Source organism: Petrimonas sp. (assembly GCF_963921705.1).
GTDB lineage: Bacteria > Bacteroidota > Bacteroidia > Bacteroidales > Dysgonomonadaceae > Petrimonas > Petrimonas sulfuriphila.
This window is the reverse complement of sequence record NZ_OY997410.1, coordinates 1,308,452-1,328,708: the sequence shown is the minus strand read 5'-3', so window position 1 is coordinate 1,328,708 and position 20,257 is coordinate 1,308,452. Positions and strand designations below refer to the sequence as shown.

Below are 20,257 nucleotides of genomic sequence, written 5' to 3'. Positions count from 1 at the left end.
TTGGGAGTATTATAGGGAACCGTGGTGGATGAGAATGGAGATCCTGCAATTGGTGCAACTATACAAGTGAAAGGCACAATGCAGGGAACCATTACCGATGCTGATGGTAATTTTACTATTACTGCTCCAGCAGGAAGCACACTGGTAATTTCCTACGTGGGATATACAACTCAGGAAGTACCTGTAAGTCCCAATGTGAGAGTAACATTAGTTACGGACTCAGAACTATTGGAGGAAGTAATGGTTGTTGCATACGGAACAGCTAAGAAGGAATCTTTCACAGGTTCAGCCTCTGTAGTCAAATCGGATAAGATAGAGAAACGAATGGTTGCCAACGTAACCAAAGCGTTGGATGGTATGGCAGCAGGTGTACAAACTACTTCCGGTTCAGGACAACCTGGGGCAGGAGCTGCAGTTATTATCCGTGGTTTCGGGTCAATTAATGCCTCAACAACTCCGTTGTATGTAGTGGATGGTGTACCTTATGACGGCGCCATCAATGCTATAAATCCCAATGACATTGAATCAATGACTATCATCAAAGATGCATCTGCTGGTGCGTTATACGGAGCACGCGGTGCAAACGGTGTAGTCATGATCACTACAAAAAAAGGGAAAGAAGGCAATGTATCCATTAATTTTAAAACTAACTGGGGCGTTTCTTCTCGTGCAATACCTCGTTACGAAACCTTAAACGCTTACGAATGGACGGAAGACGTTTATTTCATGTACAAGAACAAAATGATGGCTAATGGTGTCCCTCCTGCCAACGCCGGTGCTGCTGCTCTTCAGGAAATGGCGACCGGACCTACTAAAATTTTCGGAGAAAACATGCAGTATAATCCGTTTAGTCGTTCGGCATTAGAACTTATAGACCATGCCACCGGTAAAATTTATGACGGCACGACACTAAAGTGGAACGAAGACTGGCTCGATAATTCCACGGCTAAAAATCCGTTGCGTCAGGAATACCAGATGAATGTAGCAGGCGGTACCACTAAAACCAATTACATGTTTTCTTTAGGCTACCTGAAGGAAGAAGGTCTGGTTAAATTTACTAATTTTGAACGATATTCCGGACGCGCAAATTAGGATTTAACAGGGATTTTGAAGGATCGAACCACACCGGTAAAGTCCAGACTGTAAATACAAATCCGGCCTCGCCTGCTTTTATTTTATGGATCCCGCAAGCCGAATTTGACGGGAACGAGAATATGGATGCCAATACTGATCAGAATCCCGATCAAAGGAGTTGAGGAATAAACAATTAAAACGAACATTTATGAAAAAAATAATATTACTAACTGGTGTAATAGCCGTACTTTTCATGGCAAGTTCCTGCCAGCAAGAGGGCGTAAAGTATGCTCTTGGAGATAAAGCAGAAGTCTCGTTCCCCTCTACTCTTGTAAATTTTTCGATGATTGCGGCTGACAATAATCAGATTACAGTTGAGTTGTGGAGAGGCAACACTAAAGGAGCAGTTTCGATTCCTGTAACTATTACGGATAAAACAGGGGGCGTTTTTACTCCTGAAAAAGCACAATTCGACTTTGCCGATGGAGAAAATAAAGCGTATCTAACGTTTACTTATCCAGACCTCACCCAATTTGGGGGTGAAAAGTATGAGATTGAGCTAGTAGTTACCGATGATAGTCAGGTTTCACCGAACGGCAATGAGAAAATGAAAATTTTCGCACAACGCAAACTGACGTTCAAGTCTCTTGGAACCGGAACATTCACTTCTGAATTCTTTGAGGAATCGTGGCCACAAATAGTACAAAAAGCGGAAGAAGCAGAATACTACAGGTTACCGGATTGTTATTACAAAGGATATCCGATCGAATTCTCTGTTAAAGACGGGAAAATCTCATTTGCCAAACAGCCAATGGGGTATAATCACTCGACTTACGGTATGGTATCCTGGGATCCTAGTTACTTGGAATACTGCGAAATTGACGGTAAAACGTATACGTTTGTAGCCAACTTTGTTATTCCTGACGGTCGTTCCTTTGGAGGATATTATGAAGTACTGGAAATGCCTTAAGAGAGTAATTAAAACGCTATTTGTATAAAATGTTTTCACTACCCCTCGCCTACCGCGAGGGGTCTTTTACTTTAAGCACTTCCTGCTAAACTACATTGAAGCTAATTTCTCCTAACACAATATTATCTAAATTTCTCCTTATGTTTTTGAAACATATAAAAAGTTACTGCAACCTCTAAACTTTAAACTTTCAACATAAAAGCAGCACATCCCAAACTTTAAGAAACTAAAACCAACATTAAATCTGAATCTTGTCCTTTTTATTAAACAAATTCAACAAAAAAAATTATCTTTGCCTTAAATAAATTTCAAGAAAATGCGCCATTTCATATATATAGTCATTGCTGCGGCTGCAGCGGTGCTCTTCATTTCTTGCAATGGACGGGAAAATGGTGAAATACACAAAATACTTACACAATGGGATAACCTGTTGGAAAATAACCCCGAAGCTGTTTCAGACAGCCTGAAAACCATTAACCCGCAAACTCTTTCACGGGAAAACCGTGCTTACTACAACCTGCTCAAAACAATCTCGGACGATAAAACCTATTTTGAATTCACAAGCGACTCCCTGATTACCAGGGTAGCAGACTACTATCACCTCCACGAGCCCTACAGCAACAACTATATCCGCGCCCTCACGTACAAGGGCATTGTCCGTACCCGCATGGGAATAACAGACAGCACCGTATACGAACCTTTAAAAAAAGCCGATCACATTTTTCATACCTATAAAAACCCGGATCCGGCAACCGGATACATCCTCCACTACTTCCTGGGAAACACCCATTTCAATAACGCAAGTTACGTGTTGGCAGACAAGTATTTTCAGGAATCGCTCCATAATGCTAAACTGAAAAAAGATTCTACCCACATTTTTGATGCCTATTTGGCTATCTACTGGAATGAAATGGCTCAATCCGATTTTGACGCAGGGAAAAAATACTTGGATTCTCTTTCTTTCTTTTTCGATAAAATTACTGATAAAAATTATCTTATTTTAAATGCACAATCGGTTTATTTTGAAGCTACAAAAGAATTTGAAAAAGCATTGGAATGCGATAAAAAATTATTAACGCTAACAAAATCTCAAAAAGAGGACATTGATTTTTCCAGTTTATACTTTGCACTCTCAGACAGATATGGCAAATTAAATCAGCTAGATAGTGCTATGCTTTATGGACAAATAGCTCTTGAAAATATTATTGATGAAGTCAATAAAGGCAATTATTTATTATATGAGAACGTAGCCAATATTGCTGAAAAACAGCAGAATTACCTTTTGGCCAATACTTATCGGCAAAAAGCTTTTGATCTGTATGAAAAATCGGTGAAAGACCGGTTAAATACCCAGGTCATGGAACTGGAAAAAAAATACGACCTTTCCGAAGCCGAAAATATCGCGTTAAAATCGCAACAGAACACGCTTATTATTGCTATTATAGCCTTGTTGCTCGCTATGCTTGCCACTATTTTGATTATGCTGAACGTAAAAAACCGCCGCGAGGCAAAAATAAAACTGATGCAGTTGGAGCACGAAGCAGTAACACGAGCCATCGAAACTAAGCTGCTGGAAGAAGAAGCAAACAAAAGGGACTGGCTTATCCAGCTGTATGGGTACATTTCAAACAGGCTTACGTCGCTACAGGAAAATTTCAATACCCTGTCGCAACGGTATGTTTCTTCACATCCTAAGATATACGAAAACATGCACAACATATTACATACGGCCGAATCCGATTTGAGGGAAATGCCCAAGAACCTGATACCCGACGAGAATACATTTTCTTTATACACCAACTTATCAATGGAAGCTGCGGAACTTTTCAATGCTAACGAAAAGATCATGTTGATGCTGTTGGTTTGCAAGGCAGACAACAGGCAAATATCCACTTTTATGAATACTTCAATAGAAAGTATTCGCGCAAGAAAATCGCAATTGAAGAAAAAATTGACAGAAAACGGGATCGATGCCGCTCAATTTTTCAATTCTTAGCACACATTTCTTGCAAAATCATCGTTTCAACCACCTTTGGTAGCGTTAAAATCCATCCGATCAATACACTTACTATCAATTATTTACCCTATATTCTACCGTTAAAATTCAACTTGGGTATTGTTTTTCTTGTCTGTTGTTTATTAATTTGTGTCTGTAATTCATAATAAAATTATTCCTATGAAAACAAAACTCTTTTATACAATGGCGTTAATCTGTAGCACGCTTTTCTTTTCTTCTTTTGCTGTTACCGAAACCAACAAGGTAAACGATCAGCAGGATAAGATTGTATTTAGTAAGATTGGCGGAACAACCCGTGGGGTAACAGGCGTAGAAGTAGCTGCCACCACCGACGGCAAGACAACCGTTGCTATATCTGTGGTAGATTTTACCGGCACGGCCGTAGTGCAGATAATCGGAGGAAGAACTTCGGCACAGTATTATTTCGATGTGAACGAAATGGGCTACGAAGTGATAAACATTGGAACATTGAGGGCAGCCACATATACCATTCGCATCATTTTGGACAGCGAGGTTTATGAAGGCACTTTTACAAAAGAAGCAGTAGGTAGGTAATCCATTAAAACAAGAGAAGCCATGGTAGATAAATATGTATTTTCCGACGTAAGTACCTGTACGTTTAATTTTTCAGACGGAAAAAGGGCCTTTGTAAAATCATCGCCCAGAAAGGAAATTGTACTGGTAAAATTCATCCCCCACACCTCGAAAAAGAACTCATTTCAGGAAAGTGTGGTCGCTAATTATCCCGAATCCAAAAACGTCAGCGAATTAGCACAAAAATGCAACTACGATTGTTTGAAAACTTTTACCCGACATTTTAAAAAGCACTTCAATCAAACGCCTTATCAATGGATGCTTGACCGCAAAATGGAAGAAGTGCAACACCTGGTATTGGAGTCGGACCTCTCGATCTCCGATATTGCAAAAATATGCGGTTTCAACAACCTGACACACTTGGTGAATGCCTACTCCAACAAGTTCGGCATCCCGCCTTTCAGAAACAGGATGCAGGAAAACAAAAATGCAATTTGATTAATTTGCAAAAAGGAGTAGTTATTGTTGCGCAATTTTCATGAAACAAAAAAACGTCCGGTTATACAAAACCCGTACGAACTATTCTTCTTATAAATTCAACTAAACTTCATTGTGGATGTAATCAATGCAAAAACGCCCCAGAACGGGGCGTTTTTTTTAACTAATCCACTTCACGTAAGCAAAGTCCATGCGGTGCGGCAGATCCGGATTTTTCGGATAAATACGCAAAGCATACTGGTGTGTGCCCGGGTCGTTTAGCGCTTCTCTGGTTTGGAAGAAAAGTCGGGAACCTTCCGTTTTCAACAAGTTGAACTCGTACTTTTCAACAAATTCAACTTTATTGGCAGTTGAGTCGTAGTCAACCACCACGCACTCCAGTCCCAACTCGGCAGCAATATCTTTCTTGTCGATAACCACTTCGCCGTAAATCTTGTTTTTTCCGTTATTTATATCTACTTCCTGTACCGGCTCAAACTCCAGTTTAATTACTTCGATCTTGTCCCATTTAGATGCGGTATCTTCTTTCCAACGAACGATTTCCTTAGCTTTCGCATAATTATTTTCGGCAAGCTTTTTCGATCGTTGTGCCAGCTTCATATAAAAACGGTCGAAGTAGTCGTCCATCATCCGTTTGGTCGTGTAATGCGGGGCTATTTCTGCAATCGATTTCTTCACGAACTTCACCCACTGAGGCGAATATCCGTTGCTGTTGTGCGCATAATAAAGCGGGATAATCTCCGACTCAAGCATGGTGTAAAGAGTCGATGCATCCAGTTCATCCTGGAAAGCCTGATTTTCGTAAGTCCGTTTTGCGGTTAACGCCCAACCGGCCCCTTCGACATACCCCTCGTACCACCAGCCATCCAATACAGAAAGGTTTAACACGCCGTTCATAATGGCTTTTTCACCCGATGTGCCCGAAGCTTCCTGTAAACGCGTAGGGGTGTTCAGCCAGATATCAACGCCCGAAACCAAACGTTTAGCTAAACGCATGTCGTAGTTCTCGAGGAAAATTATTTTTCCTAAAAATTCGGGGCGGCGCGATATTTCCACAATGTGCTTGATGAGCGATTGTCCACCACCATCTGCAGGATGCGCTTTGCCGGCAAAAATAAACGTAACCGGGCGCTCGGGATTGTTCAGTATCTTTGCCAGACGGTCTAAATCTGAAAACAATAAATGAGCCCGTTTATAGGTAGCGAAACGGCGCGAAAATCCTATGATCAGAGAACCCGGCCTGATTTCATCGAGCATCGAAATGATCCGGGTGGGGGCAGCCTGATTTTTTAACCACCCATCAACAAACTCACTCTTGATGTAATCGACAAGCTTCTCCTTCAAGTGCATGCGTAATCCCCAAATCTCCTCATCACTGATATCATACACCTTTTTCCATATCTCGGGATTAGACTGATCCTGGTAAAAATCTTCGCCCAGGTTATTCTCGTAAATCCTCTTTACCGATGAAGTTGCCCAGGTCGGCAGGTGGACACCGTTGGTAACATAGCCCACATGGAGTTCCTGTGGAAAATAACCCTTCCAGACCGGCTGAAACATCTCTTGAGAAACCAGGCCGTGAAGTTTACTTACTCCGTTTGATTCCTGTGCGGTGTTCAACGCAAAAACACTCATCGAGAACTTTTCGTTTGTACCCGGATTATCACGTCCCATATCCATAAACTGATACCAGGGGATACCTATCTTGTTGACCAAAGGTTCCATGTATTTCCGGATAAGCGACTCCTCAAAATAATCATGACCGGCAGGAACAGGGGTGTGTACCGTATAAAGGGTGGATGCACGTACAACCTCCAACGCTTCGTTGAACGACAGTTTTTCTTCCTGCACATAATCGCGCAACCGCTTAGCACTGATAAGGGCTGCATGCCCCTCGTTCATGTGATACACATCTTTCCGGATTCCTAGCCTTTTCAGAAGCAATATTCCTCCTACGCCAAGCAAATATTCCTGTTTCATGCGGTTTTCCCAATCCCCTCCGTAAAGTTGGTAGGTTATGGACCGGTCATATTCGCTGTTATGTTCAAGATCTGTATCCATCAGATACAACTGAATACGCCCTACCGATACTTTCCAGATATTTGAATAGATGATTCTGTCGTGGAAAGGCACTTCAAGGACAACAGGCTTGTTATGCTCATCCAATACCTGCGTTATGGGTAAGGAACCAAAGTTTTGGGCTTCGTAGTTGGCTATTTGCTGCCCGTCTACCGAAAGGGCTTGGGTGAAATATCCGTGGCGATACAGGAACCCGACAGCAGTCATATCAACCCGGCTGTCGCTTGCTTCTTTCAGGTAATCACCGGCCAGAACGCCGAGTCCACCGGAGTAAATCTTCAACACGTGCGACAGGCCGTATTCCATGCTGAAATAAGCAATACTGGGCCGATCTGCATCGAAAGGAACACCGATATAGTTTTTGTATGATTGATGTAACCGACCTATTCTAGCCATCAGATCGGTATTTTTCATAATTTCCTCCGTTTTTTCAGTACGCAAGTTTTGAAGTAACGCTACCGGATTTTTACCACACTTTTCGTATTCCTCATAATCCAGCAATTCAAAAATTTCTTTTGCCTCCTCGCTCCAAACCCACCAAAGGTTATGGGCGATTTCTTCCAACGGCCTTAACTCTTCCGGCAAAATTGAATGTACGTGCACATCATGCCATACCGGAGTGTTTGAATAACTCGCTTTAATAATCATTTTTTATCGTTTAAATGTTGATTTTTTAATGTTGATTTTGGTCTGAATTCAAATCATCAGAATTTCAGACCACTACACTTTTAAACGTCAAGATAGTCTGACCATCTAACTACCCAATCGTCTAAAAGTTTTTATTCTTTTTCGCAAATATAAGCATTTAATCGGCTTTGTATCTTGCCGGTTTCGATAACCGTATAAAAGAGTTGTGCAATGCTTTGCGATAAGCTTCCTGATAATAGGTGATGAAATGTGCCCAATCTGCCCTGTCGGAAAGTTCCGCAGCCATTTTTTTCAACACATTCACCTGATCTATACTTTTGAGTGTAAAGTCGTATAGGGTGGCTGCAATCTCCTCTGCCACCACTTTATAGTTGCTGTCGTCCCGGTAAATGACCTGTACCCCATCGGATAAACCTTTCTCTGTATCTCCATTTTTCTTTGCCCAAACACCAAAACCCGCCAGCGTTGTCGTGATGGTAGGAATGGAAAAGGCAACGCTCTCGTGCGGTGTGTACCCCCACGGTTCGTAATAGGACGGAAAAACAGAAACATCCAGACCAATTAACAGGTTGTAATAATCCGTATTGAAGATACCGTCGAATCCGTTCAGGTAAGACGGAACAAAAATTACTTTTACCCTCTCCTGCTCTGAATTGCTAAATCCAAGGTATTTCAGGTAATTTACAATCTTGTCGTTTTCAATATCCTGCAGCTGATGAGTTGTATAAAGTGCCGATTGCCAATCTTCCCTGGGACCCTTTATCCAAGCAGGGATCATAATGAATGCAATCACATCTTTGGACAATTGAGGCATCTTGCGCAACGTGTCCAACGCATCGATAAAAACATCGATACCTTTGTTCTTGTATTCATACCTTCCGCTAATTCCTACCAGTAGTGCATCGGGATGAACAAAATGCCCCAATAGTTTCTCCGCAACACTCAGCAACGTTTCACGCGCCTTTTTTCGGGTACGCCTATAGTTCAATCCGTTGGGGATAAAGTCTTTCTCAAATCCGTTGGGAGTCACCACATCAGGCTGACGCTGAAGAAACTGCGAACACTCTTGTGCCGTAATATCACTTACCGTAGTGAAACAATCCACACTTTGTGCCGCCCTTTTCTCAATGGAATGCTTGGCCACCATATTCAGTTGGCGCGCCATCTGATCGCCGTTATAATTTTTCAGGTGATTGTAGAGCGGGAGCCCGTTTCCGGCAATAGAGCGTCCTACTCCCGTGGCGTGGGTGGTGAAAACTGTGGCAATTTTCGGAACATATTTCTTGATGTACAAGGCTCCCATACCTAACTGCCACTCATCGAAGTGCGCAATGACATGGCACGCCTCCAAACGGTGAAACCGATAGAAACTTTCTATAACCACCCCCGAAGCATAGGCGAACATCGATGACTCGTCGTAATCTCCGTAAGCATACATGGAGTCTACCCCAAAATCGAGCCACATCTCTGAATAGATGCTGTTCTTTTGTTCAAAAAACCGGTCAAACTTAATCAGAAAAACGATGGGATTTCCAGGTACATTCCACCTTCCGGCACGTATCTCGAGGTTCTGGTTTATCCGTGCAAAGTTTCTCCAATCGGCGTAAAGTTCCTTTTCTTCCAGGAACCAGGGATTATCCGATGGTTGTAAAACATCGGGGCCGATAAAAAAAACCTTGTCTTTGTATAATTTTTGTAGTGAATTTGCCTTCGTTGATAAAACGGTGTAGATACCGCCAACTTTGTTACACACTTCCCAACTTGCTTCGAAGATGTAGTCGGGAGTATGCTTTGCATCCATTTGCATATAAAAGAACTGTAATTTGAAAGACAAAGATACAGATTTAAAGTGAAAAAGCGAAAAGGGAAGTCTTAAAAATATCATAATCACAGGCACAATCCGTAAATCTAAAATCGTAATTTCTTTGTACCTTTGCCCCGAATTTATAAACGATGGTATCAGACATCTCTCAATTGCTCCGGATCCTTGAGGTTCACCCCAACGTAGCGGCCGCAAACAAATTGCTGAAAGAGGTAGAAACACTTTTAGTGAAAGGTTTGCACGGTTCTTCGCGTGCACTTTTCTCGGCAACGCTTTATAACAAACAACCGCGGACCTTTCTTTTTATCCTCAATGACCTGGAAACGGCAGGATATTTTTATCACGACGTTACACAGATCCTGGGAACGAAAGACATCCTTTTCTTTCCTTCGGCTTACAAACGTGCTGCCAAGTACGGACAGATGGATCCGGCAAACGAAATTCTCCGCACCGAAGTGTTGAGTCGTTTACAAAACAACGACTCTTCGTTGTTCATCGTATCTTACCCCGATGCGCTGGCAGAAAAAACGGTTTCTCAGGCAACACTTCAGCAAAACACCCTGAGGTTGTCGGTGGGTGAGCAGGTGGATTCCGGTTTTGTATCGGAAGTACTGGACTCTTACGGTTTCACCGCTGTGGATTACGTTTACGAACCCGGACAGTATGCCACTCGCGGAAGTATATTGGACGTCTTTTCCTTTTCGAACGAATTGCCTTACCGTATCGATTTCTTTGGAGACGAGGTGGAAACCATTCGCAGCTTTGAAGTTGAAAGCCAACTTTCTGTAGAGAAGTTCGTCGAAATCCGTATCGTCCCTGAATTCGGTAAAAGCAAGCACAAAAACGCATCGCTTTTTGACTCTGTTACCCGGGAGACGATTATCGCGATTGAAGATATCCGCTGGATAGAAAGCCGCGTTGAAAGTATCTGCAACGATGAGCTGAGCATTGACATCAGTAACGAGGAACTGGTTAAAGCCGACCTGCTCACGAAAGAAGAGTTCCTGTCATCTATTGAACCGTTCACACACCTGCGGTTCGATACGAAACTGACGGACACCCCGGATGCCATCTTGCAGTTTCAAACAACTCCGCAACCGTTGTTTCAAAAGAATTTTGATTTGATTTCGGACTCGCTCAACCAGTTCCTGCAAAACAACTATACCCTTTACATCCTTAGCGACAGTGAAAAACAGCACCAGCGTCTGAACACCATCTTCCACGACAGGGGCGACGATATTCCGTTCACGCCTGTAAACAAAACATTGCACGAAGGGTTTTCGGACGAATCGCTGAAAATCTGCTGCTTTACGGATCATCAGATTTTCAACCGGTTCCACAAATACAACCTGAAATCCGAGAAGGCCCGCTCCGGAAAGATTGCACTCACATTAAAGGAGCTTAACCAGCTTCAACAAGGCGACTTTGTGGTTCACCTGGATCACGGAATCGGAAAATTTGCGGGACTGGTCCGCCTTCGTATCGGAGAAACGGTGCAGGAGGTGATCAAGCTAACTTACCTGAACAACGATTCGGTATTCGTTTCCATCCATTCCCTTCATAAGATATCCAAATACAAAGGCAAAGAAGGAGAGTCTCCGCAACTCAACAAATTAGGCTCCGGTGCGTGGGAAAGGACAAAGGAAAGGACCAAAACAAAAATAAAGGATATCGCCCGCGACCTGATCAAGCTATACGCCCAGCGACAGAACGAAAAGGGATTCTCCTACTCAAGAGATACCTACCTGCAAACCGAACTGGAAGCCTCATTCATGTATGAAGATACGCCCGATCAGTTAAAAACCACACAAGAGATCAAGCAGGACATGGAAAGCGACCACCCGATGGACAGGCTGGTGTGTGGCGACGTGGGCTTCGGCAAGACGGAAGTGGCCGTGCGTGCGGCTTTCAAAGCAGCCACCGATGGAAAACAGACGGCCGTGCTGGTCCCGACCACCGTGCTGGCCACCCAGCATTACAAGACGTTCAGCGGGAGATTGTCCGATTTTCCTGTAAGGGTGGATTACCTGAGCCGCGCCCGCTCGGCGAAAGAACAAAAACAGATCCTCTCCGAGCTGAAAGAAGGCAAGATAGACATCATCATCGGCACTCACCGGCTGGTAGGCAAAGACATTCAGTTCAACGACCTGGGCCTGTTGATCATAGACGAAGAACAAAAGTTCGGCGTATCCACCAAAGAGAAACTGAAACAGCTGAAAAGCAATATCGACACGCTCACGATGACCGCTACCCCTATTCCCAGAACGTTGCAGTTTTCGCTGATGGGGTCTCGCGATTTTTCCACCATAAACACGCCTCCCCCCAACCGTTATCCTGTACAAACGGAGGTTCACACGTTCGACGTGGAGGTGATGAAAGAGGCCATCAACTACGAGGTGAGCCGGAACGGGCAGGTTTTTATCGTCAACAACCGCATACAGAACATTTACGAAATGGAAGCGCTGCTCAGGCGCGAGGTCAAAGACATCCGTATTGCAGTAGCTCACGGACAGATGGATCCGAAAAAACTGGAAGCCATTATTGCCGATTTTCTGAATCACGAGTACGATGTGCTGCTGGCAACCACCATTATCGAATCGGGAATTGATATGCCCAACGTGAACACTATTATCGTTATCAACGCTCAAAACTTTGGGCTGAGCGACCTCCACCAACTTCGCGGACGCGTGGGAAGGAGTAACCGCAAAGCGTTCTGTTACCTGATGGCTCCACCGCTCTACACTCTCAGCACCGATTCCCGGCGAAGGTTACAGGCTATTGAGAATTTCTCCGAGCTGGGCAGCGGCATTCACATCGCGATGCAGGACCTGGATATCCGGGGTGCCGGTAACCTGTTGGGTGCAGAACAAAGCGGATTTATTGCCGACCTGGGCTACGAGACGTACCAGAAGATCCTGGCAGAAGCCGTACAGGAATTGCGCAAGGAGGAGTTTACCGAACTCTATCGCGAACAACAGGAACTGAAGGCCGAAAGGGAAGAGGATTTTGTCGACGACGTGACCGTAGCGAGTGACCTGGAGCTGATGTTTCCGGTAGCCTATATCCCCAACGATGCCGAACGGGTAGCCATGTACCGCGAGTTGGACAACATGGAATCCGAGACACAAATCATGGATTTTACCCAACGGCTGGAAGACCGTTTTGGTAAAATCCCCGCACAAGGGAAAGAGCTTATCCGTATCGTGCGGCTTCGCCGGCTTGCTAAATCACTAGGTATCGAAAAGATTTTCCTGAAGACCGGCCGAATGACCCTCTTCCTTATCTCCGATGCCGAATCGCCTTATTACCGCTCAACGGCTTTCGACAAACTGCTAAACTTCATCCAGACTCATCCGCGGGACTGCCAGCTACGGGAAGCCGGCAAAAAACGATCGGTAATCATCCGGAATGTAAAAACCGTTGAGGCAGCGATTGCGCTAATACAATCCATCCACTGACAAGTACCGTTCTCCCGTATCGTAATTGAACGTCAATATCCGCTTTTTCTCGGTCAGTTGCGACACTTTCTGCGCCACGGCAGCAATAGCCGCACCGGTGGAGATCCCTCCGAGAATACTCTCCTCTCGTGCTAGCCTACGGGCGTATATAAAGGCGTCTTCGTTGGATACTTTGATGACACTGTCGAGCACGTTCAGGTCCAACGTGTCGGGGATAAAGCCAGCTCCGATGCCTTGAATGGTATGCGGGCCGGGACTATCGCCGGAAATAACGGGAGAAGCCGCCGGCTCAACGGCAATGACCTGAATGGAAGGAAACTTCTTTTTTAGCTCTCTCCCCACTCCTGTAATGTGGCCACCGGTACCTACCCCCGTAATCAGGTAATCAAACCCTTCGGGAAAATCATTGAGTACCTCTTTTGCCGTCTTCTCTGCATGAACCGTTACATTGGCTTGGTTTTGAAACTGTTGCGGGATCCAGGATCCCGGAATTCCGGATTGAAGCTCCAGGGCTTTCTCAATGGCACCTTTCATCCCTTTCTCCCGGGGTGTCAACACCAGTTCCGAGCCAAAAAGCCCGATCAGGCGACGTCGTTCAACCGACATGGATTCGGGCATCACGATAATGACCTTATACCCTTTGTAGGCACCGACAAAAGAAAGCCCTACACCGGTATTTCCCGATGTGGGTTCTATAATGGTTCCTCCGGGCTTCAAGATCCCTTTTTTCTCCGCATCTTCAATCATTGCCAGAGCAATACGATCTTTGATACTCCCTACTGGATTTTGTCTTTCCAGTTTAATCCATACTTCGTGATGGGGGAACAACTTGCTCAAACGTACGTGAGGTGTATTCCCGATTGATTCCAGAATGTTGTTAAATCTCATTGTTGTTAATTTTAAAATGTTATGAATACCTTATATGTTTTTGTTTAAATGATAAAGTCAAGAGGCTGAACAAAGTTTTTTACCGTTCTGATCTTAACATCCACCGAGTTGTAAACCAGCGAATAGGGGATAACGCTTTGTGTCAACCACGCACCGCCACCAATGGTTGAGTCGTGCCCGATAACCGTCTCCCCTCCCAAAAGGGTAGCATTGGCATAAATAACCACATTGTCTTCCACTGTGGGATGCCGTTTTACATCCGACAGTTTTTTTTCCACGTAGAGCGCTCCCAGCGTTACGCCCTGATAGATTTTCACGTTGTCGCCTATTTCGGCAGTCTCACCAATCACAATCCCAGTACCGTGATCCAAAAATAAATTCTTGCCGATTTTAGCAGCGGGATGGATATCGATTCCGACTTTTGAGTGAGCATATTCACCAAAAAGGCGCGGGATAAGAGGTACACCCAACACATGCAGTTCGTGCGCCATCCGGTAGACACTCAGTGCAAAGAAACCGGGATAAGTGATGATTACTTCTTCGAGTGACTTGGCTGCCGGATCATTTTTGAGGTAGCATTTTGCATCTTCGTACAAAAGATCCTGAATTTCAGGAAACCGGCTGAAGAATTTATACACAGCTTCGTCTGCAAACTGCTGATCCTTCAAGCGGGCAATGTTTACACTCAATTCCCGGGCGCAATCCTTTAGCTTTTCGTGAATGTCACCCATATCAATCCGTTCGCAGACAGGGAACATTTGCGAAAAGAGCGTTTTAACCACCTCTTCCAGCTTACACTTGTCAATGGGGATTTGTACGGGCAACGGTTGAAACTTATTGATAAGTTCAAAAGTCTTTTTTATCATAAGAAGAGTTTTTTTAATGAATAATTTTTATTTGTTTGCTGAAAGGAACAGAGGGCCAGCCCTTGTTAATCGATTGGGAGGTGGTGATCAACAACAGCAACAACAAATATGCATTCGCTTCTTATTCATTTTTTACGTTAGGAAGTAGCAAAGATATAACTTATTTGAAATGAAAACACCCACATTTGTTGTTTTGTTCATTTTTGTCCCTAAAAAAATAACATTTAATAAAAAAACTGTTCTTCAACAACAAATCTGAACTACAGCAGGCTGTTTTATTTTACATTTTTAATCCTTTCGATAAGTTCGTCACCCAACGCTTTTTTATCTTCAATGTGCTTAAGGGTAGCCATTACGAACGGATTTTTATCAAAAGCTCCGCGAACATATTCAAAGTCCATGGCCTGGTCCTGGATGTTCCCATCGGAACCGAATCCGGTTTTGAAAGACAACGAAAACTCTTTCTTTGCATCGGTGTAAATCATTTCATCAAGCTTTACCACCGAAGTTTTCCATTTTTCCACAATAGCGACAATGTCTTCAGCCGTTATCGTCGCGGGAGTTAAGTTATAGAACTCCTGAATTTTCTCCCATGCCCACGTCCACTCCAAGGTGTAGTACTGCTCATGAAGCTGTTTAAAAACGTTGTTGATCTCTTTCAGCTTCGTAATTTCACCACTTTCAATCTGACAGAGCAGGTGATCGATCTCCGATTTCGGAGCAATCAGCCCGGAAATGTCCACCCATTCGCCCGAACCAACCGTTGTATCCGGTTTCAATCTATTCCTGATCTCTTCGTTTGAAGCAAAACGGGTATTTTCGAGCCTTTTTATGATGGAGTTTCCCAAAAATTTATGAATGACAATTTCATACAGCTCCAGTCCTCTTTTTAAGGCAGCATTTTTGATGATACAACTCTGATAGGTGTAGATTTCGGAGGTTTCGCCTGCCGTTGCCTGCAAGTTCTTCAAAATACTTACTCCGGCAAATACTTTCTGGATGGTATAGGGGCTCAACAAGTTGAAATTGATAAAATCGAGCTTGTCTGGATCTTTCCTCTTGTCCCGTTCGGGCCATTTTTTGGCATCGCGAATGGTGCCCACACTTTTCAGGTTTATGGCCGGAGCCAGGTGTGTCGCATTGTTGTTTTCCACCAAATAAGAGAACGGCAAGTTCGAAGTATCCGAGTGGTGGTAGTGCCGGCCTAAGATCAAGGAGAAAGGGCCTACCTTTGCCGGCCAGAGCACATAGGAATTACTCGTTGTCTTAGCGCCGCGCTCAACGATTCCCTGATGAATGGGCCCCAGCTTGTACATGTGGTTGCTTTGATTGGATCCCGATCCGGCGTTCATAAACGAGAACATACCGGCTATGAGCAATGTGGACTTATGGTGGGTTACCGTATAAGGCCCGGCAAAAAGGGCGCAGGCTTCGCCGTTCTCTCCCTGGCAATTGCTGAAAAAGAGCGAGTCGGAGGCTGAATATCCGTGATCGAGGTGGCATGCCTGGCCGATAAAGCAGCGGGAAATAATGCATCCACCATCGATCCGGGAACCCGAAGAAATAATAAAATCCTCGGCAATGACGTTCCTGCCAACATAGACGGGTGCCTGTTTGTTGCTGTTGATGCTGCCGTTTTTCAGCTTCATGGCGCCGGTGATCTTGCAAAAGCTGCCGATCCTCACGTTTTTAATGTATCCCACGTTCACAATCATGGCATCGTTTCCTATGCTTCCCATATCCGAAGCATGTTTTCCGGCGTAATAATCGACCATCGCCTTCATGCGCTTGATCAGGTTCGGCCGATGCCTGTAAAGCGAATACACATAAGCGAAATGAGCGGATAGTTTATCGTGGATATGTACTTCGCGCCCTCCCGACTCGTTCAATACATTTACTTCCGTCCCGTTTCCGAAAGCTGTCTTAGCGTCGACCAGAATAACGTCCACGTTTTGTATGAAGCAATCATCACCGATGAGGTAATTGGCTATGTAATTTTGAATGTTCTCTATTACCACATTGTTACCGATCTCACAATTGTGGATAACAGCGTTATTGATACAGGAGTGTTTTTTTAATCCTCCCGCCAGCTCAAACTCATTCTCCAACACGCCTAACTTTATCTTTCCCGAAAACCGGGTATTTTTAATAAAGTGAGGGTTGAACCCGGCACTCACCTTTACACGTGTCCAGTCGGCACATTCGCAATTCTGGCTTTGAAGCCGTTCAATTTCTTGCGGTGTTAAACTCCTTAGTTCCTGCATGACTATAATTTTTGTTGCAAAAATATAGAAAAAACCCGTATGACGCTCACGACGGCATACGGGTAAAAAAGTTAGTTTTAAGCGATCAGCCCAACAGAGCCTTAAAAGCTTCGTAGACGAGGAAAGCAGGCCATACAATTGCTTTCAGAAAACCCAGTACTCCCATCCAGAAAGTGGCAGCAGTTGAGATGTACCAGACGGCCGCGCCAATCACTCCGAGTCCATACACTGCATCCCCTGCGGAGCCGCTCCCTTGCGTTTTTTTACCCATAATCGTTAATTTTAAAGATGAAAATTATCCGTACGGGTCGGAGTTTGTCCAACACAGAAAGAAGAGAGACTTAATAGGACCTATTTTTTCTCTTTCAACGCTTCAAAGATCAGCTTTTCGAGTTCGTCCGCCAACTCGGGGTTATCTTTGATAACCGCTTTTGTAGCATCGCGCCCCTGAGCCAGCTTCGAGTCGTTGTAGCTGTACCACGATCCGCTCTTTTTAATCACGTTCAGTTCAGCACCCAAGTCCACAATCTCTCCTTCGCGTGAGATTCCCTCACCGTACATTATATCGAATTCGGCCTTACGGAAAGGCGGTGCCACTTTATTCTTCACCACTTTTACGCGGGTCTGGCTTCCGTGTACTTCATCGCCATCTTTTAACTGGCCAATACGGCGGATATCCAAACGAACCGAAGCATAGAATTTCAAGGCATTACCTCCTGTGGTAGTTTCGGGATTGCCGAACATCACTCCGATTTTCTCCCTTAGCTGATTGATAAAAACACAGGTTGTATTTGTCTTCCCTATCGTTGAAGTGAGTTTACGCAACGCTTGCGACATCAGCCGGGCCTGCAATCCTACGTTCGAATCGCCCATATCGCCTTCAATCTCTTTCTTGGGGGTAAGCGCCGCCACAGAGTCAATCACAACAATATCCACTGCCGATGAACGAATCAACTGCTCGGCAATCTCCAACGCCTCTTCGCCGCTGCTGGGTTGAGAGATAAGCAAGTTATCGGTATCTACTCCCAGTTTTTCGGCATAAAACCGGTCGAAAGCATGTTCTGCATCGATGAAAGCAGCCACACCGCCTGCCTTTTGTGCTTCGGCAATGGCGTGAATGGCCAACGTGGTTTTTCCCGATGATTCGGGACCGTATATCTCTATAACCCGACCACGCGGATATCCGCCAACGCCGAGGGCTGCATTCAATCCTATCGAGCCTGTTGGAATAACCGATACTTCCTCTACTTTTTCTTCGCCCATCTTCATGATCGCACCCTTTCCGTAGGTTTTCTCAATCTTATCCATCGCCGCACGAAGCGCTTTGAGTTTCTCACTGTTTTGTGGGGTTTCTTTTTCTGCCATAATATTTTCGTTTTTTATTATTTGTTTCTTGTCAGCCGCTCAAAGCGAAGCATAAGATTTTCCTCTCACAGATTCAATATCTGCTCTGCATGGTTTTTTGTATCCACACCTCGACCCTCAATGATATGGCGAATAATACCGGCTTCGTCAATTAAAAATGTGGTGCGGACTGTACCCATATAGGTTTTGCCGTAATTTTTCTTTTCCTGCCAAACACCAAATTCCTGAACCAGCTTTTTATCCACATCGGCAATCAACGGAAAGGGCAAGTCAAACTTTTCGATGAATTTCCGATGCGAATCCTCACTGTCTACACTCACACCTACAACTGCATAACCGGCTTTTTTCAGGTCCTGATATCCGTCCCGCAGGCTGCAGGCCTGAGCCGTACATCCAGGCGTGTTATCTTTCGGATAGAAATAAAGTGCCAGTTTCTTTCCTGTAAAATCAGTTGATTTCACTGTTTTCCCGTCCTGACCGGTACCCAATATTTCGGGAATTTTGTCTCCAATCTGTAGTGCCATAATTTTTCTTTTTTTTGTGGTAGAGAGATCAAAGATAGTGATTTTTTAAATAAGAAAGGATTCCCTTCCGCAATAGGATACGGGAAAAATTCACACCAATTTATACATTCCTCCCGGCAAGGCTTTTACAACATTTTTCATTTCGAGCTCAAGCAATGTAAAGAACAACTCCGAAACCGGTAAGTTGAGTTCGATTCCCAGCTTGTTCACGTGCATGGATTCAACCCCGTTGAGCGCACGAAAAACTTTTTCTTCCACTTCGTTCAGGTCCGGGAACAACTCTTTTTGCACGGGTTGTTCCGGTTTTTCGGCTGTGTCCCACCCCATCTGTTCGATGAAGGCGACTGTATTTTGCATCAATACGGCTTTGTTTGAAGCGATTAAATTATTGCATCCCGATGATCGGGCATCGGTTATTCTTCCGGGTATGGCAAAAACTTCGCGATAATAGGAATTGGCGATATCTGCAGTAATGAGTGAACCTCCTCTATCTCCCGATTCTACAACAACCACAGCATCTGCCATTCCGGCAACGATACGGTTCCGTTTTACGAAATTGAATCTATCGGGTTCGGTGCCGCTCGGAAATTCGGTAATCCAGGCTCCCCTTTCCAACATCTCTATGGCCGTTTTCCAGTGTACAGACGGATAAACTCTATCCAATCCGTGTGCCAGTACCGCAACCGTTGAAACATTATTTTGCAACGAAGCGCGATGCGCACAGATGTCTATTCCGTATGCCAGGCCACTCACAACAAGTATATCGGGGAAAAGCCCTGACAATTCCCGGACAAATTTTTGACAAAACTCCAATCCGTATCTGGTTGCATTACGCGTCCCGATTATGCTCACCACTTTTGGCGCATTAAAGCCGGTGTTGCCTTTTGCGTACAGCAAAACAGGCGCATCAACACAGTTAGTTAACCGGGAGGGATAATGGTGTTGCGTATAAAAAAGTGTCTGAATATTGTTTTTCTCAACAAATGCCAGTTCTTTTTCAGCTTTTCTCAATACTTCCGGATTACGGATCTCATGGATCAAACGTCGCGATAAACCCGGCAGTTTCTCCAAACTCCCTGTTTTCTCACTAAATATGGCTTTCTCATCCCCAACAGCCCTCATCAGGTTACGTGCATGTACGACTCCGACGCCCTGAATACAGGTTAACGCAATCTGATATAGGGTTTTGTCGGTTATCATGAGATTGAGATTTAAAGTTTAGAATATCTCTTTGTCCCTTGTTCCTTACT

15 protein-coding genes are annotated in these 20,257 nt (G+C 44.4%); 6 read left to right on the top strand and 9 right to left on the bottom strand.

Annotated features, from left to right (window positions below):
- Positions 1 to 24 precede the first annotated feature (24 nt).
- The 5 genes from AACM02_RS05545 to AACM02_RS05525 all read left to right on the top strand — a co-directional run bounded on the left by AACM02_RS05545 (position 25) and on the right by AACM02_RS05525 (position 5,093).
- Positions 25 to 1,092: a SusC/RagA family TonB-linked outer membrane protein gene (locus tag AACM02_RS05545; protein WP_339116314.1), complete on the top strand. Its 1,068-nt coding sequence runs from the start codon at positions 25 to 27 to the stop codon at positions 1,090 to 1,092.
- A gap of 190 nt (positions 1,093 to 1,282) precedes the next feature.
- The gene (locus tag AACM02_RS05540) at positions 1,283 to 2,044 is read left to right on the top strand and encodes a hypothetical protein (protein ID WP_339116313.1); all 762 of its coding nucleotides are present in this window, start codon (positions 1,283 to 1,285) and stop codon (positions 2,042 to 2,044) included.
- A 316-nt stretch (positions 2,045 to 2,360) separates the two neighbouring features.
- Positions 2,361 to 4,040, top strand: a complete 1,680-nt coding sequence (locus AACM02_RS05535) for a hypothetical protein (protein ID WP_339116312.1) — start codon at positions 2,361 to 2,363, stop codon at positions 4,038 to 4,040.
- A 180-nt stretch (positions 4,041 to 4,220) separates the two neighbouring features.
- Positions 4,221 to 4,616 carry a hypothetical protein gene (locus AACM02_RS05530; RefSeq protein ID WP_339116311.1) on the top strand — a complete coding sequence of 132 codons (396 nt, stop codon included), beginning with the start codon at positions 4,221 to 4,223 and terminating at the stop codon, positions 4,614 to 4,616.
- A 21-nt stretch (positions 4,617 to 4,637) separates the two neighbouring features.
- Positions 4,638 to 5,093 carry an AraC family transcriptional regulator gene (locus AACM02_RS05525; protein WP_332456461.1) on the top strand — a complete coding sequence of 152 codons (456 nt, stop codon included), beginning with the start codon at positions 4,638 to 4,640 and terminating at the stop codon, positions 5,091 to 5,093.
- Positions 5,094 to 5,252: 159 nt separating this feature from the next.
- On the opposite strand, the gene glgP is transcribed toward AACM02_RS05525, so the two are convergent.
- The gene (gene glgP / locus AACM02_RS05520; protein ID WP_339116310.1) at positions 5,253 to 7,820 is read right to left on the bottom strand and encodes an alpha-glucan family phosphorylase; all 2,568 of its coding nucleotides are present in this window, start codon (positions 7,818 to 7,820) and stop codon (positions 5,253 to 5,255) included.
- A 157-nt stretch (positions 7,821 to 7,977) separates the two neighbouring features.
- Entirely contained in the window at positions 7,978 to 9,627 is a 1,650-nt protein-coding gene (locus tag AACM02_RS05515) for a glycosyl transferase (protein ID WP_339116309.1), read from the bottom strand.
- Positions 9,628 to 9,773: 146 nt separating this feature from the next.
- On the opposite strand from AACM02_RS05515, the gene mfd reads away from it, so the two are divergent.
- Positions 9,774 to 13,100 (top strand): transcription-repair coupling factor, encoded by a 3,327-nt coding sequence (gene mfd / locus AACM02_RS05510; RefSeq protein WP_339116308.1) that lies wholly within the window; start codon positions 9,774 to 9,776, stop codon positions 13,098 to 13,100.
- On the opposite strand, the gene cysK is transcribed toward mfd, so the two are convergent.
- The 7 genes from cysK to dprA all read right to left on the bottom strand — a co-directional run bounded on the left by cysK (position 13,080) and on the right by dprA (position 20,204).
- The gene (gene cysK / locus AACM02_RS05505; protein WP_339116307.1) at positions 13,080 to 13,988 is read right to left on the bottom strand and encodes a cysteine synthase A; all 909 of its coding nucleotides are present in this window, start codon (positions 13,986 to 13,988) and stop codon (positions 13,080 to 13,082) included. The two genes, mfd and cysK, sit on opposite strands and share 21 nt — an antisense overlap.
- A gap of 44 nt (positions 13,989 to 14,032) precedes the next feature.
- Complete coding sequence (epsC, locus tag AACM02_RS05500; RefSeq protein ID WP_214062529.1) at positions 14,033 to 14,854, bottom strand: serine O-acetyltransferase EpsC; 822 nt, start codon at positions 14,852 to 14,854, stop codon at positions 14,033 to 14,035.
- Between the two features lie 275 nt (positions 14,855 to 15,129).
- Positions 15,130 to 17,118, bottom strand: a complete 1,989-nt coding sequence (locus AACM02_RS05495; RefSeq protein ID WP_339116306.1) for a DUF4954 family protein — start codon at positions 17,116 to 17,118, stop codon at positions 15,130 to 15,132.
- A gap of 85 nt (positions 17,119 to 17,203) precedes the next feature.
- A complete protein-coding gene (locus AACM02_RS05490) occupies positions 17,204 to 17,389 on the bottom strand; it encodes a hypothetical protein (RefSeq protein ID WP_214062531.1) in 186 nt (61 codons plus the stop codon).
- An 80-nt stretch (positions 17,390 to 17,469) separates the two neighbouring features.
- Complete coding sequence (recA, locus tag AACM02_RS05485; RefSeq protein WP_339116305.1) at positions 17,470 to 18,483, bottom strand: recombinase RecA; 1,014 nt, start codon at positions 18,481 to 18,483, stop codon at positions 17,470 to 17,472.
- 65 nt (positions 18,484 to 18,548) lie between these two features.
- The gene (gene bcp, locus AACM02_RS05480) at positions 18,549 to 19,007 is read right to left on the bottom strand and encodes a thioredoxin-dependent thiol peroxidase (protein WP_332456467.1); all 459 of its coding nucleotides are present in this window, start codon (positions 19,005 to 19,007) and stop codon (positions 18,549 to 18,551) included.
- Between the two features lie 90 nt (positions 19,008 to 19,097).
- The gene (dprA, locus tag AACM02_RS05475) at positions 19,098 to 20,204 is read right to left on the bottom strand and encodes a DNA-processing protein DprA (protein WP_214063353.1); all 1,107 of its coding nucleotides are present in this window, start codon (positions 20,202 to 20,204) and stop codon (positions 19,098 to 19,100) included.
- Between the last annotated feature and the right edge of the window lie 53 nt (positions 20,205 to 20,257).

Bases quoted from the DNA above. Each gene is read 5' to 3' on its own strand.
- AACM02_RS05540 (WP_339116313.1), top strand. From the start codon at position 1,283: ATGAAAAAAATAATATTACTAACTGGTGTAATAGCCGTACTTTTCATG.
- AACM02_RS05535 (WP_339116312.1), top strand. From the start codon at position 2,361: ATGCGCCATTTCATATATATAGTCATTGCTGCGGCTGCAGCGGTGCTC.
- AACM02_RS05530 (WP_339116311.1), top strand. From the start codon at position 4,221: ATGAAAACAAAACTCTTTTATACAATGGCGTTAATCTGTAGCACGCTT.
- AACM02_RS05525 (WP_332456461.1), top strand. From the start codon at position 4,638: ATGGTAGATAAATATGTATTTTCCGACGTAAGTACCTGTACGTTTAAT.
- glgP (WP_339116310.1), bottom strand. From the start codon at position 7,820: ATGATTATTAAAGCGAGTTATTCAAACACTCCGGTATGGCATGATGTG.
- AACM02_RS05515 (WP_339116309.1), bottom strand. From the start codon at position 9,627: ATGCAAATGGATGCAAAGCATACTCCCGACTACATCTTCGAAGCAAGT.
- mfd (WP_339116308.1), top strand. From the start codon at position 9,774: ATGGTATCAGACATCTCTCAATTGCTCCGGATCCTTGAGGTTCACCCC.
- cysK (WP_339116307.1), bottom strand. From the start codon at position 13,988: ATGAGATTTAACAACATTCTGGAATCAATCGGGAATACACCTCACGTA.
- epsC (WP_214062529.1), bottom strand. From the start codon at position 14,854: ATGATAAAAAAGACTTTTGAACTTATCAATAAGTTTCAACCGTTGCCC.
- AACM02_RS05495 (WP_339116306.1), bottom strand. From the start codon at position 17,118: ATGCAGGAACTAAGGAGTTTAACACCGCAAGAAATTGAACGGCTTCAA.
- AACM02_RS05490 (WP_214062531.1), bottom strand. From the start codon at position 17,389: ATGGGTAAAAAAACGCAAGGGAGCGGCTCCGCAGGGGATGCAGTGTAT.
- recA (WP_339116305.1), bottom strand. From the start codon at position 18,483: ATGGCAGAAAAAGAAACCCCACAAAACAGTGAGAAACTCAAAGCGCTT.
- bcp (WP_332456467.1), bottom strand. From the start codon at position 19,007: ATGGCACTACAGATTGGAGACAAAATTCCCGAAATATTGGGTACCGGT.